Origin of the sequence: Halalkalibacter wakoensis JCM 9140, from assembly GCF_000513095.1 — a bacterium.
Classification (GTDB): domain Bacteria; phylum Bacillota; class Bacilli; order Bacillales; family Bacillaceae_D; genus Halalkalibacter; species Halalkalibacter wakoensis.
In genome coordinates this window covers 1-14,847 of the sequence record NZ_BAUT01000038.1, presented here as the reverse complement: position 1 = coordinate 14,847, position 14,847 = coordinate 1, and the positions used below count along the sequence as shown (strand labels likewise).

At 38.1% G+C, this 14,847-nt stretch carries 10 protein-coding genes and 1 pseudogene; 6 read left to right on the top strand and 5 right to left on the bottom strand.

Annotated elements, in window-relative coordinates:
- Positions 1 to 38: 38 nt before the first annotated feature.
- On the bottom strand, positions 39 to 758 hold the full coding sequence (locus tag JCM9140_RS14020) for a YheC/YheD family protein (protein ID WP_034747670.1): 720 nt from the start codon (positions 756 to 758) through the stop codon (positions 39 to 41).
- Between the two features lie 107 nt (positions 759 to 865).
- Here JCM9140_RS14020 and JCM9140_RS14015 point away from each other — a divergent pair, with 107 nt between their 5' ends.
- The 3 genes and pseudogenes from JCM9140_RS14015 to JCM9140_RS14005 all read left to right on the top strand — a co-directional run bounded on the left by JCM9140_RS14015 (position 866) and on the right by JCM9140_RS14005 (position 6,149).
- Positions 866 to 1,225, top strand: a complete 360-nt coding sequence (locus tag JCM9140_RS14015; RefSeq protein WP_034747667.1) for a hypothetical protein — start codon at positions 866 to 868, stop codon at positions 1,223 to 1,225.
- Between the two features lie 380 nt (positions 1,226 to 1,605).
- A pseudogene (locus JCM9140_RS14010) lies at positions 1,606 to 3,023 on the top strand (NAD(P)-binding domain-containing protein).
- 300 nt (positions 3,024 to 3,323) lie between these two features.
- Positions 3,324 to 6,149: a carbohydrate-binding domain-containing protein gene (locus JCM9140_RS14005; RefSeq protein ID WP_052002277.1), complete on the top strand. Its 2,826-nt coding sequence runs from the start codon at positions 3,324 to 3,326 to the stop codon at positions 6,147 to 6,149.
- A 52-nt stretch (positions 6,150 to 6,201) separates the two neighbouring features.
- On the opposite strand, the gene JCM9140_RS14000 is transcribed toward JCM9140_RS14005, so the two are convergent.
- The 3 genes from JCM9140_RS14000 to JCM9140_RS13990 all read right to left on the bottom strand — a co-directional run bounded on the left by JCM9140_RS14000 (position 6,202) and on the right by JCM9140_RS13990 (position 9,219).
- Entirely contained in the window at positions 6,202 to 7,248 is a 1,047-nt protein-coding gene (locus JCM9140_RS14000) for an LLM class flavin-dependent oxidoreductase (RefSeq protein ID WP_034747664.1), read from the bottom strand.
- Positions 7,249 to 7,363: 115 nt separating this feature from the next.
- Positions 7,364 to 8,413 carry an NAD(P)/FAD-dependent oxidoreductase gene (locus tag JCM9140_RS13995; protein ID WP_034747661.1) on the bottom strand — a complete coding sequence of 350 codons (1,050 nt, stop codon included), beginning with the start codon at positions 8,411 to 8,413 and terminating at the stop codon, positions 7,364 to 7,366.
- Positions 8,414 to 8,553: 140 nt separating this feature from the next.
- Entirely contained in the window at positions 8,554 to 9,219 is a 666-nt protein-coding gene (locus JCM9140_RS13990) for a GGDEF domain-containing protein (RefSeq protein ID WP_034747658.1), read from the bottom strand.
- 474 nt (positions 9,220 to 9,693) lie between these two features.
- Here JCM9140_RS13990 and ahpC point away from each other — a divergent pair, with 474 nt between their 5' ends.
- Both ahpC and ahpF read left to right on the top strand, forming a co-directional pair.
- Entirely contained in the window at positions 9,694 to 10,257 is a 564-nt protein-coding gene (ahpC, locus tag JCM9140_RS13985) for an alkyl hydroperoxide reductase subunit C (RefSeq protein WP_034747655.1), read from the top strand.
- A 12-nt stretch (positions 10,258 to 10,269) separates the two neighbouring features.
- The gene (ahpF, locus tag JCM9140_RS13980) at positions 10,270 to 11,799 is read left to right on the top strand and encodes an alkyl hydroperoxide reductase subunit F (RefSeq protein ID WP_034747652.1); all 1,530 of its coding nucleotides are present in this window, start codon (positions 10,270 to 10,272) and stop codon (positions 11,797 to 11,799) included.
- Positions 11,800 to 11,880: 81 nt separating this feature from the next.
- Here the strand turns inward: ahpF and JCM9140_RS13975 are convergent, their stop codons facing one another.
- Positions 11,881 to 13,404 (bottom strand): malate:quinone oxidoreductase, encoded by a 1,524-nt coding sequence (locus tag JCM9140_RS13975; protein ID WP_034747649.1) that lies wholly within the window; start codon positions 13,402 to 13,404, stop codon positions 11,881 to 11,883.
- Positions 13,405 to 13,809: 405 nt separating this feature from the next.
- Between JCM9140_RS13975 and JCM9140_RS13970 the strand changes: the two genes are divergently transcribed.
- Positions 13,810 to 14,577, top strand: coding sequence for a nuclease-related domain-containing protein (locus JCM9140_RS13970; protein ID WP_235715357.1), 768 nt, complete (start codon positions 13,810 to 13,812; stop codon positions 14,575 to 14,577).
- The last annotated feature ends 270 nt before the right edge of the window (positions 14,578 to 14,847 follow it).

The following is a 14,847-nucleotide window of genomic DNA, read 5'->3' as shown; positions in this document are numbered from 1 at the left end:
AGAATGTTACAAAGAAATTTTTAAGCTCCTCATGCTGTTTATGTTTTGTATGAAATGATTTTGTTGTACATTGATTTGTCATCCAATTTATTAAAAAGAGCTACACTAGGTAATAAATTGGCCTCTATGATCCAAACTCCGCCTTTTTGATCAATACCTATGTCAATTCCCATCATATTCCGTTCAGAATATGCACCTTCTAATTGTTTTACTGATTGCAACGCTACCTCTTCTATTTTTTTTATAATTTGCGTAGTGTTTCCTGAAATAGTTGATTTTTTAATTGCCGCTTCTGCAGGTAGAAGCTCTTTGGGGGTATTCGTAATCATAAAAGACTTTGCACCAACTCTTGCTAACATCCCTGTCACATTCCAGTGCGAGAAAGAAGATTTTCGTTGAACCATTACACGAAGATCAAAAATACTCCCTTCCATAAGCGCCAACGGAATCCGTTCTTGTAAAATATGTGGCCCATAATACTTTTGTCTTTTTAGTAGCCATTGATAAACCTCTTCTTTTAGAAGAGAAATAGTTTTCGTTTCTTCATGAATCACCATATCATCGTTTGTTTGAGATAAAAAAAGGACACCTTTCCCTTGTCTCCCCATACATGGTTTAAAAATAAACTCCGTAAAATGACGTTCAAAAAATTTATAGTTTTTATTGTTAAAAAGTAATGTCTCTGGCAAATGTTTATGGAGACATTTATCTTTTTTCATCAGTTGATACTTCGTCCATTTCCCTGCTGATACACTCAATTTCCCCACCCCTACTTACCCATTTCCAAAGAACTAGTAGATAATCATACAAACACGAGATGAGCTGACTGAATATAGTATATGGAACATGATAAGGAGGTGTGTATATGGGAATTCGTGAAGGTTGTTCAGCAGGATTTTGGAGAAATCACGAGGAAGATTGGCCAAACGCATATAGTATTGATGACTTATTTAATGATGTATTTGAGAGAAACGTATTTACTAATGAAGTGTCCTTGCTCGAAGCTTTACAACCAGGTGGTGGACCACCAACCATTTCTCCACAGCTTAGACAGTTAGCTCGACAAGCAACGGCTGCTCTTTTAAACGCAGCTCATCCTTCAATTCAATTTTCCATTAGTGAAAATCAAGTCATCTCTCTGTTTCAGGATGCTTATGATTCAGGTGAGTATGAAGAGACGAAAGATCAATTGGAACATTATAACACTCTTTTTTGTCCACTATAAAATAAAAAAAGGTGACTATCTTATCCGAAGTAGTCACCTTTTTGATATACAAAAAATGAATAATCCCCTTCTTAATTCAAACCTTTTTCATCCCTTAGTAAGGATGCATAAAAAACTATGTCTAATCTTCTGACATACATAGCGAACAAGTATAGAAAGATATAAATCAACAGGAACAAATTGTTTAGCGAGTTCTTACATGATTAACGATCATAATTATAGTTACTTCATACAATCAAACTCACTTTTTTTATATATGATCAACAATGAAATAGAAACAGAAAATGATATGATAGATATATAGAGAATCGACCTTACGTATGTAGAAAAAAAAACCAACAAGAAAAATAGGCAGTCATGATCGAAAGGAATGAGAGACAATGAGCTTAGAGGCATTGAATAAACGAGTAGAACAAGACCTTTCTTACCTCGCTTTTGGAGGTCCAGACTGGGTTCGAGTGACCAAACATCCAGAAGGACATGTGTATGATGCTGTAATTGTAGGTGGTGGCCAAAGCGGGCTAAGTACGGCATTTGGTCTATTACGTGAGCGCGTCTCAAATATTCTCGTCATTGATGAAAACAAAGAAGGCTAGAAGGCCCATGGGAAACCTATGCACGTATGGTCACATTGCGAACACCAAAGCATTTAACTTCCGTTGATCTTGGCATCCCTTCGCTCACGTTCCGTTCTTGGTGGGAAGCACAATTTGGACCAGAAGGCTGGGAGCAAATTGATAAAATTCCTAAAGGCGATTGGATGAATTATCTCCGTTGGTACCGCCATGTCTTAAAACTACCGGTTCTAAATGAAGTGCAATTGAATTTAGTTGAACCGATTGATAGAGGGATTCATCGTCTTCATCTTGGTGGGAATGGTGCACCATCCAAAAGCATCCTTGCACGTAAAGTGATTTTGGCAACTGGGATACAAGGTGGTGGAGAATGGCATGTTCCACCAATGATTGCTGACCATATCCCCAAAACTCTTTATGCTCACACATCTGAAACCATTGATTTTGAAACTTTAAAAGGAAAAAAAGTAGCGATTTTAGGCGGTGGTGCTTCAGCATTTGACAACGCCAACTTTGCTTTAACAGAAGGTGTGGGCGAAGCACATGTGTTTGTTCGTCGCAAGGAAATGCCACGGATTAATCCTATTCGTCAAATGGAGGCTTCAGGGTTAATAGAACGTTTCCCGGCACTATCAGATGAAGATAAATATGCGGCCATTGCTCATTTCTTTAAACACAATCAACCTCCAACAAATGATACATTTGAACGGGCCTCTTCGTGGGATGGTTTTCATCTTCATTTAGGTTCGCCTTGGTTAGATGTAAAGGAAGAGAACGGCAAAGCCATTGTGACAACACCAAAAGGAACGTTTGCTTTTGACTTTTTGATCATTAGTACAGGACTTCTGACCGATCCTGCTTTAAGACCTGAATTGCAGCTTGTTGAACAACACATTGCTCGTTGGGGAGATGAATACGAGGCACCTGAGGAAGTAGCGAATCCTGTTCTTGATGCACATCCATACTTAACTTCTGGATTTGCCTTCATGAGTCGTGATGAAAACGGAAGTGCACCATTACATGGACTGTTTGCATTTAATTATTCGGCACTGATTAGCTGTGGCATTTCCGCTTCTGCTCTTTCTGGAATGAAGTACGGGGTCCCAAGACTTGTCACTGCCATTGCCGATCAGTTATTCCAAGATGATCGAGACGAGATTCTAAAGGACTTCTTTGAGTATGATGAGAAGGAGTTTGTCGGAAACTGGCCTTTAAACGTCTAAATGAACATAATAGCGAAAGGGCTTAACCAAAAATATGAATTGAACCCACATAAATTTGTGGGTTTTTATTAATCAAAAAAATGGTAAATAAACCTATTTTAACAATGCTTATAACCATTTTTCTATTTATTGCATAAAAAAATCAGTAAAAAAATTCATTTATATGTAGACGTAAATTAACAAATATTATATTATATATACGAAAGCGGTTTCGAAAAATAGAGGAAGGAGGAGAGTTTTTAGTTTTTGTTGTTTGTTTATTGTAAGCGTTTACTATTAATACATTTCTGGGAGGTTATTATGAAAATAAAGCAAATTAAACAATCTTTATCTTTGCTTTTAATCATCACACTCATTATGTCACTATTTGTTCCTATGGCTTCAGCAAACACAAATGAGTCTAAGTCTAATGCATTTCCTTTTTCTGATGTTAAAAAAACTTCTTGGTCTTTTCCATATATAAAGGATTTATATGAGCAAGAAGTTATTACAGGAACATCTGCAACAACGTTCTCTCCAACAGATTCCGTTACTCGTGCACAATTTACAGTGATGCTTACCCGTGGTCTTGGACTAGAAGCATCTTCTAAAGATTACCCTTTTAAAGATCGTAAAAACTGGGCTTACAAAGAAATTCAAGCTGCATATGAAGCTGGAATTGTAACTGGGAAAACAAACGGTGAATTTGCACCAAATGAAAACATTACTCGTGAACAAATGGCTGCTATGGCCGTACGTGCTTATGAATACTTAGAAAATGAGCTATCTTTACCAGAAGAGCAAAGAGAATATAATGACTCTTCTTCTATTTCAACCTTTGCTCAAGATGCTGTTCAAAAAGCATACGTATTAGAGCTAATGGAAGGAAATACAGATGGATATTTTCAACCAAAAAGAAACTCTACTAGAGAACAGTCTGCTAAAGTTATCTCTACTTTACTTTGGAAAGTAGCTAGTCATGATTATTTATACCATACAGAAGCTGTTAAAAGCCCTTCAGAAGCTGGTGCGCTTCAGTTAGTAGAACTAAACGGACAATTAACACTAGCTGGTGAAGATGGTACTCCCGTTCAATTACGTGGAATGAGTACACATGGCCTACAATGGTTCGGTGAAATCGTAAACGAAAACGCTTTCGTAGCACTATCGAATGATTGGGGATCTAACATGATTCGTCTCGCTATGTACATTGGCGAAAATGGATATGCAACAAACCCTGAAGTAAAAGATTTAGTTTATGAAGGAATTGAATTAGCGTTTGAGCACGATATGTATGTAATTGTTGACTGGCATGTACATGCTCCTGGTGATCCTAGAGCGGATGTATACTCAGGTGCTTATGATTTCTTCGAAGAAATTGCTGATCATTACAAAGATCATCCGAAAAACCATTATATCATTTGGGAACTAGCAAACGAACCAAGTCCAAATAATAACGGTGGACCTGGATTAACAAATGATGAAAAAGGTTGGGAAGCTGTAAAAGAATATGCAGAGCCAATCGTTGAAATGTTGCGTGAAAAAGGTGACAACATGATTTTAGTTGGAAATCCTAACTGGAGCCAACGTCCTGACTTATCAGCTGACAACCCAATTGATGCAGAAAATATCATGTATTCTGTTCACTTCTACACAGGCTCACATGGCGCTTCTCACATTGGTTACCCTGAAGGAACACCAAGCTCTGAACGTTCTAATGTTATGGCTAACGTTCGTTATGCTCTAGACAATGGCGTTGCTGTGTTTGCGACAGAGTGGGGTACGAGTCAAGCGAATGGAGATGGAGGACCTTATTTTGATGAAGCTGATGTTTGGCTTAATTTCTTAAACAAACATAACATTAGCTGGGCAAACTGGTCGTTAACGAACAAAAATGAGATTTCTGGAGCATTTACACCTTTTGAGCTTGGTAGAACAGATGCTACAGATCTTGATCCAGGTGCTAATCAAGTATGGGCACCCGAGGAACTAAGTTTATCTGGTGAATATGTTCGTGCTCGTATTAAAGGAATTGAGTATACACCTATCGACCGCACAAAATTCACAAAGCTTGTTTGGGATTTTAACGATGGAACAACACAAGGATTCCAAGTTAATGGAGACAGCCCTAACAAAGAAAGCATTACTTTAAGTAATAATAATGATGCATTACAAATTGAAGGATTAAATGTAAGTAATGATATTTCTGAAGGAAACTACTGGGATAATGTACGCCTGTCAGCTGATGGCTGGAGTGAAAATGTAGATATTTTAGGTGCTACAGAGCTTACAATTGATGTTATCGTTGAAGAACCGACAACAGTTTCAATTGCTGCTATTCCACAAGGACCTGCTGCTGGCTGGGCTAACCCGACTAGAGCAATTAAAGTAACTGAAGACGATTTCGAATCTTTCGGAGATGGATACAAAGCTCTCGTAACTATTACTTCTGAAGATTCACCTTCACTTGAAACCATTGCAACTAGTCCTGAAGACAATACAATGAGCAATATCATTCTATTTGTAGGTACTGAAGATGCAGATGTTATTTCTTTAGATAATATCACGGTTTCTGGTACTGAGATTGAAATTGAAGTTATTCACGATGAAAAAGGAACAGCAACACTTCCTTCTACTTTTGAAGATGGAACTCGCCAAGGCTGGGATTGGCATACAGAATCAGGAGTTAAGACAGCTCTTACAATTGAAGAAGCTAATGGATCTAACGCTCTTTCATGGGAATATGCGTATCCTGAAGTAAAACCAAGTGATGGTTGGGCTACTGCTCCTCGTCTAGACTTCTGGAAAGACGAACTAGTTCGTGGCACAAGCGACTATATTAGTTTTGACTTTTACATCGATGCAGTTCGTGCTTCTGAAGGTGCTATATCAATTAACGCCGTTTTCCAACCACCTGCAAACGGGTATTGGCAAGAAGTTCCAACTACATTTGAAATTGATTTAACAGAGCTTGATTCTGCAACTGTAACTTCTGATGAGTTGTATCATTATGAAGTAAAAATTAACATTAGAGACATTGAGGCTATTACAGACGATACAGAGCTTCGTAACTTATTACTAATCTTTGCTGATGAAGACAGTGATTTTGCTGGTAGAGTTTTTGTTGATAATGTAAGATTTGAATAATTTAAAAAACAGGTAGATAGAGAGACTCTCTATCTACCTGTTTTATTGCTTACTATTCGTCTTCCCACTTTTTTACTTCTTCACGCACTCTAGGAGCAACCTCACGCCCTAACAATTCAATTGCCTTCATCACATCCTCATGAGGCATCGACCCAACAGGAACGTGAAGCATAAAACGAGTTATCCCTACATGTTTGCGAAGGTGGATGATCTTTTCTGCTACTGTTTGAGCATCCCCTACATAAAGGGCTCCCTCGAAGCTGCGAGCTGCATCAAAAGCTGCACGGTCATAATGACCCCAGCCCCGCTCTTTGCCAAGCACGTTCAAGACTTGTTGAGTAGGAGCAAAAAACTTATCTGCTGCAACATCCGTAGTTTCTGCAATAAACCCGTGCGAATGAGACGCAACAGGCAACTTCGACACATCATGTCCAGCTTGTGCCGCTGCTTTTTTGTAAAGGTCAACAAGTGGTGCAAATTGAAGCGGTCTTCCACCGATAATCGCAAGAACGAGTGGCAACCCAAGCAAACCAGCTCGAATCACAGATTCTGCATTACCGCCACTGCCAATCCAAACAGGAAGAGGCTCTTGCACCGGACGAGGATACACACCTAGATTGTCAATCGCCGGACGGTGCCCCCCTCGCCAACTTACTTTTTCAGATTCACGAATTTTTAGGAGCAACTCTAACTTTTCATCAAATAACTCATTATAATCATTTAAGTTATACCCAAAAAGTGGGAATGACTCAATAAAAGAACCGCGCCCTGCCATAATCTCAGCACGTCCATTTGAAATGGCGTCAACTGTCGCAAAATCTTGAAAAACACGAACCGGGTCTGCTGATGAGAGAACCGTTACTGCACTTGTCAGACGAATCTTTTTTGTTTGTGAAGCGGCAGCTGCTAAAATAACGGCCGGAGCGGACGCTGCAAAATCCTCACGGTGATGCTCCCCTACCCCAAATACATCAAGTCCAACTTGATCGGCTAATACAATTTCCTCAACTACTTCTCGTATACGCTCTGCATGACTAATTGTTTCTCCTGTATGTACATCTGGTGTGGTTTCAACGAATGTACTGATTCCGATTTCCATATGATCGCCTCCTATTTTTCTCTTACTTTACTATAGTAAGTTTTCAATAGAAAACCAAGCAAATTGGCAAAATTAAAGGGTGTGTCAACATGATTGACACACCCTAAAACAATATCTACCCCATCATCCGCTTCACCAATTCCTTATTTCTTCCCTTAAACAATTCATTATGAGAAGAAACCATTGCTGCCTTGTTCGCACTAGGTTCAATAAACTGCTTCGCTTTATTCACCGCATTCGCTGCATCTTGGAAAGCCCCTGCAATTAAATTCACTTTTCCCTCGTGCATAAGAATGTCTCCCGCTGCATAAAGACCCGGAATCGAAGACTCACTGCTAACATTTCCTTTAACCAAGCAGTCATTTATCAACTCAACAGGCAGTTTGCTGTTTGTAAATAACGTGGCATCCCGTTCATAACCGTGGTTCACGATCACATCGTCAACTTTGATATAGGATACTTCTTTCGTTTTTTGATTTGTCAGTTCGACCGTTTCAATTGTTTCTTGCTGCGCATCTGCGATAAGCTTTGAAATTTCGGAATGAAACAAGCATGTAACTGAACTATTTTCAAGCTTACTTACTTGAGCTTCATGACCTTTTAAAGCCTCTTTTCGGTACGTTACATACACTTTTTTCGCTATAGGTTCTAATGTATTTGCCCAATCAATCGCCGAGTTTCCCCCACCTGATATAATGACGGTTTTATTTTGGAATCTTTTTAATGACTTAACCGTGTAGTGCAAGTTCGCTATTTCAAATCTTTCTGCCCCTTCAATCGGAAGCTTTTGTGGATTTAAAATCCCACTTCCAACAGCGATAATGACCGTTTTTGATAAGTGCTCCACACCTGATGCAGCCTTTAACAGGAATTCTCCCTTTGGCGTTTGGGCAATGGATTGTATTTTTTCATTTAACACAACGGTTGGGTGAAACGTTAGTCCTTGCTCAACTAATTGTTCAATAAGCTTCCCTGCAGGAGTAGGAGCAAGCCCCCCTACATCCCATATCATCTTCTCAGGGTATATATGTAGTTTTCCACCTAGATATGGTTGATGTTCAATGATTTTTGTTTTCATTTCACGAAGTCCACTGTAAAAAGCAGAGTACAGACCTGCTGGCCCACCACCAATAATGGTCACATCGTATAATTCAAGTTCCTTCATTTACACTCACTCCTAGCGTGAATAACTGTAATTAATTATCATTCTCAATTAAATATACGATACGTATCTCCTTTTTACAATAAAAAACTATGTTGATCTCTTAAGAAACAAAAAAACCTTCCACTTTTATTAGAAGGCTCTTAGTTTATTATTTTTCCTAGTTTTTGATTGTACATCGTTCGATCTGAAATCTTTAGCAATTGATCAATATTATTTGCTTGATCTGGATAAATAGCCGTTCCTATGGAGACTGATACGTCAAATCCTACCTGAATGGAAAGTTTTTTTAAGCTTGCTTCTATGTGAGACAACCTATTTTTTTCTTTTAAATGAGAAGAAACAATTATAAATTCGTCCCCTCCCCATCTTGCTACTACATCTTTTTTTGACGTACTCTCCTGCAGAATCCTAGCTATGTTTACGAGGATTGTATCTCCAGTTTTATGTCCATATGTGTCATTAATTTTTTTGAAGTTATTGCAGTCAATAATGGATATCGACATCTTTTTGTTCGTTTTCATTGTTTGTTCTAACAACTTAGGTGTCACTTGTGCTACATATCGTCTATTGTAGAGGCCAGTTAATGCATCCTTTTCGGATAAAAACTTAGCTTTGTCATACTGATATCCAAGCCACCAAAAAAATGGTGACAATAATGGGATAAAAAGAAAATCCCATTTATAATGACCTGCCTCAATTAAAAAAACATATGATGACTCAAAGTCAACGAGAAAATAAAAAGAATGCCATGTAACGACAATGAAGATAAAAATAAAAACGATTAAGACTCTACCTTTATATTTCATCTAGTGTCTCCTCTATAGCTTTTCGTATGGTCTAGCATTATTTTAACGGAACAACAAAGAGAAATATGTCGTTTTTAATCGACTTATTTATTTTTAACGTATTATTTAATCAGCAGATGATTAAAGAGCCTTCATTACAGGTACAATAGGTACTATCTTTACTTAGTTAGTTAGACAAAGGGGAAATTTACCACAAACTTTCAATTCTACTAACTAATTGAGAACAACACAATAATATTTGTTACATAATTTACAATTTATTTGGTGTAAACTAGTTACGGTCAGGTATTTGCAGAAACCTCACCTTTACATCCCCTCAAAGTAATTCTAATTTTTTTAGGGAATAGAAGGGTTTGTCTTGACAACAAAATGTGTTATTTGATAATTTATATATAATTAGAATTATTATATATAAAGTTTTTCTTTATATCACTATTTTAATTCACTCAATACAATTTAGGAGGACGATTTACTATGTCATTAATCGGAACTGAAGTAAAACCATTCGCAGCAAAAGCTTACAAAGACGGTGAATTCATCGATGTTACAAACGAAGATTTAAAAGGTCAATGGAGCATTTTCTGCTTCTACCCTGCAGATTTCACATTTGTTTGCCCAACTGAGCTTGAAGATCTACAAAACGAATATGCTACATTAAAAGACCTTGGAGTAGAAGTTTACTCTGTATCAACGGATACTCACTTTACACATAAAGGCTGGCATGACAGCTCAGAAACAATCGGAAAAATTACTTATGCAATGATTGGTGACCCTTCTCAAACCGTTTCTCGTAACTTTGAAGTACTAAACGAAGAAGAAGGTCTTGCAGATCGCGGTACGTTCATCATCGATCCAGACGGCGTTATCCAAACAGTTGAAATCAATGCTGGTGGAATTGGTCGTGATGCAAGCACATTAATTAACAAAGTTAAAGCAGCACAATATGTTCGTCAAAATCCAGGTGAAGTTTGCCCAGCTAAATGGCAAGAAGGCGGCGAAACACTTAAGCCAAGCCTTGACCTAGTAGGAAAAATCTAAGGAGCGCATTAAATGGCACTTGAAAAAGATATTAAAGACCAATTAAATCAGTACTTGCAACTTTTAGAAGGCGATATCGTTCTTAAAGTAAGTGCAGGCTCTGATCAAACTTCTTCTGAAACGATCGATCTTGTGAATGAGATCGCATCGATGTCAGATAAAATAAGTGTACGTGAAGCAACACTAGCTCGAACTCCTAGCTTTAGCGTAAACCGTGTTGGTGAAGATACGGGTGTAACGTTTGCTGGAATTCCGTTAGGTCATGAATTCACTTCTTTGGTACTTGCTCTCCTACAAGTTAGTGGACGAGCTCCAAAGGTTGATCAAAGCGTTATTGATCAAGTCAAGAAAATTGAAGGTGAGTATCACTTCGAAACATATGTTAGCTTAAGCTGCCATAACTGCCCTGATGTTGTACAAGCTCTTAACATGATGAGTGTTTTGAACCCTGGTATTACTCATACGATGATTGACGGAGCAGCTTTTAAAGATGAAGTTGAAAGCAAAAACGTTATGTCTGTACCAGCTGTTTATTTAAATGGGGAATTCTTTGGTGGCGGTCGTATGACGGTTGAAGAAATCCTTGCGAAGCTTGGTACTGGCCCAGATGCGTCAGAGCTTTCTAATAAAGATCCGTTTGATGTTCTTGTTGTTGGTGGCGGTCCTGCTGGAGCAAGTGCAGCTATTTATGCTGCTCGTAAAGGAATTCGTACTGGTATCGTTGCAGAACGCTTTGGTGGACAAGTGATGGATACAATGGCTATTGAAAACTTCATTAGCGTGAAGCAAACAGAAGGCCCTAAGCTTGCAGCAAGCCTTGAAGAGCATGTAAAAGAATACGATATCGATATTATGAATTTGCAGCGTGCAAAAGGCATCGAGAAGAAAGACCTTTTCGAACTCGAACTTGAAAATGGCGCTGTTCTAAAAAGTAAAACAGTTATTGTTTCTACTGGTGCTCGTTGGAGGAATGTTAACGTTCCTGGAGAACAAGAATTCAAAAACAAAGGGGTAGCATACTGCCCTCACTGTGATGGTCCATTGTTTGAAGGCAAAGACGTAGCGGTTATCGGTGGCGGAAATTCCGGTATCGAGGCAGCTATTGACCTTGCTGGAATTGTAAAACACGTGACTGTTCTTGAATTCATGCCAGAGCTAAAAGCGGATGAAGTCCTACAAAAACGTCTATATAGCCTTCCGAATGTAACGGTTCATAAAAACGTTCAAACAAAAGAAATTACCGGTGACGAAAGTGTAAACGGCATTTCTTTCATTGATCGTGAAACAGAGGAAGTCAAACATGTTGAGTTACAAGGTGTCTTCGTTCAAATCGGTCTTGTACCAAACACAGATTGGTTAGATGGAGTCGTTGAACGTAATCGCATGGGTGAAATCATTGTAGACAAACATGGATCTACTACTGTTCCTGGTTTGTTTGCTGCAGGTGATTGTACAGATAGTGCCTATAACCAAATTATTATTTCTATGGGATCAGGAGCGACTGCATCATTAGGAGCATTTGATTACTTAATTAGAAATTAATAAGTGAAGAGTCGCTCTGCTACTTAGGTAGCGAGCGGCTTTTTTAATGCAAAAAAAAGCATAAACTTACCTAAGGTAAGTTTATGCTTCCACTTTTTCCCTGCTAAAACTCATTTTTTTTTCCCCATTTAATTCAAGAGCTTGTGCTGTTGAAAGATGGACTTCTTGTAAAAGTTTTGGGTTTTCCATTAATGATTCGCCATATGAAGGAATCATTTCTTTAATTTTTGGTTCCCATTCGTTTATTTGGTCTGGGAAACATCTTGTCATAACTTCCAACATAACCGAAACAGCAGTAGATGCCCCAGGAGAGGCTCCAAGTAGGGCTGCTATTGAGCCATCGCCAGCTGTCACCACTTCCGTTCCAAATTGAAGTGTCCCTTTTCCACCAGCTTCTGTATCTTTGATAACTTGGACACGTTGCCCTGCTACGACTAAGTCCCAATCCTCGCTTTTCGCATTCGGAATAAACTCGCGTAACTCATCCATACGCTTTTCCTTTGATAGCATTACTTGCTGGATCAAGTATTTTGTCAATGACATATTCTTTGCTCCAGCTGCTAGCATCGTGACAAAGTTGTCTGGTTTAACCGATGTTAACAGGTCAAACACGGATCCATATTTTAAAAACTTCGGCGTAAAGCCAGCAAATGGCCCAAAGAGCAATGACTTTTTATTATCAATATACCTTGTATCAAGGTGAGGTACCGACATCGGCGGAGCTCCCACCTTTGCCTTCCCATATACTTTTGCATGATGCTGTTCAACAATATCAGGGTTTTTACAAACCATAAAAATTCCACTTACAGGGAATCCACCAATATGTTTGCCTTCAGGAATACCTGATTTTTGAAGCAAATGCAGGCTTCCTCCCCCGCCTCCAATAAAGACAAATTTAGCCGTATGGCTTTCAACTTCACCACTATCAAGGTTCCGTACTTTCACTTCCCATAAGCCATCATTCGTACGCTTCATGTCAGTGACACTATGTTTGTAGTTAAGTTCAACATCTTTATTTTCTAGTTGATCAAACAACTTTCGTGTTAAGGCACCAAAATTAACATCCGTTCCAGAATCAATTTTTGTTGCAGCAATCGGTTCCTCCGAAGAACGGTCTTGCATGATGAGCGGAATCCATTCCTTTAACTGTTGTGGATCATCTGAAAATTCCATTCCCTCGAACAGAGGATTTTCAGAAAGCGCTTTAAATCGGTTTCTTAAAAAAGTTATATTTTGTTCTCCTTGAACCATACTCATATGAGGCAACTGCATAATAAAGTCCTGCGGGTTCTCAATCAGCCCACGGTTTACAAGATGAGACCAAAACTGCATAGAAACTTGAAATTGTTCATTAATTTTAATTGCTTTGCTAATATCGACCGAACCGTCTGGTCTCTCCGTTGTATAATTGAGCTCACACAGCGCAGCATGTCCGGTTCCTGCATTATTCCATTCATTCGAGCTTTCTTCTCCTGCTTTTGAAAGCTTTTCAAATACGCTTATCTTCCAGTCTGGCACTAATTCTTTTAAAAGTGTACCCAAAGTCGCACTCATGACCCCGGCACCAATTAAGATCACGTCTGTATTTGTTTGTTTGTTGCTCATCATATACCTCCCTAAACCCTTAAATTCACAGAAAGGATGTAGGAGCATCTGCTTACACATCACACCAATTCATGGTGCAACATAGTCACACATCTTTTCTGAACCAACCATAACCTATTCTATTGTATCATTATTATTTGAAAATTAAAATATGACTTACTATTATAAGATAGTCATAAGCTTGTAAATTTTTGGTTGCCGTTTTCATGCACTCATCTAAAAACTCTTCAAGTGATCTCACTGTTACTTTTAAGTTATGCATCCAATGCTTTTTGTAGTCAAAAAGATTGGTCATATGATTAAGAACCTATTTGGTTTATTAAATGTTATTCTTTCTTCCTAAAACCTATTTTTCTACTTTATTTTAAATATAATAGAATTAGAATTTAAGAAAGGATGTGGGCTATGTTACTAAAAGCACGTTCTGAATCGAAAGAACTATTAGTTATGAGATCTTTGCATACAAGAATGAATTTATCGGAAAAAAATAAACTCCGCTATTTAAATCTTGAAAAAGGCTATGAGGGAGAGGTTAAATTTGATTCTCTCGTGGATCCTTTTCATGAGGACCGATACATCTTAAATGACTTGCTCCTGGAAGTAAACCATTCCTATTTTCAAATAGACTCCTTAATCCTATCACAAGGCGTGATCCATCTTTTAGATATCAAGAATTTCGAAGGTGACTTTTATTTTGAAACAGATAAACTCCATTCGATAACGACTGACCGTGAATACAAAAACCCTATTTACCAATTAAAAAGAAGCACATCCCTATTACGTCAACTTCTTAAGAACCTCAAGTGCAATGATCTTGTTGATGCCACTATTGTTTTTATTAACCCTGAATTCACTTTATATCAAGCTCCTATCAATCAACCTCTTATCTTCCCTACCCAATTAAATCGCTTTTTAAAAAATTTACAAAAACCTTCTTCTAAGCTTACTAACCATCCTAAAGAGCTAGCCGAAAAATTGCTCTCATTGCATCAAACAGAAAATCCATTTACATTCTTACCTGAATATAAATATGAACAATTACAAAGAGGCGTTTACTGTAAGAGCTGTAGGTCATTCGCTCTCTCTATAGAAAATTCTATCTTCATATGCAAAGACTGCGGTAGTAAGGAAAAGATCGTACTAGCTCTTTTACGAACAATCGATGTAATTTAAGCTCTTATTTCCAGATCGAAAAATTACTACTAAAAATATCTACGATTGGTGCCAAGTAGATTTGCATATGAGAACCTTTAATAGAGTCTTACAGAAAAATTATACTGTCTTTGGAAAGACAAGTGATACCTACTTTAAATAAGCCGATTACTGTTCTAATTCAAGTATATGCTACTTCTGACTCCTTTCTACTCATCCCATCGGTTTCTGTCAAAAGTCGTACTCTCTTCTGACTCCTTTCTCCTATCCCATCCGTTTCTGTCAGAAGAC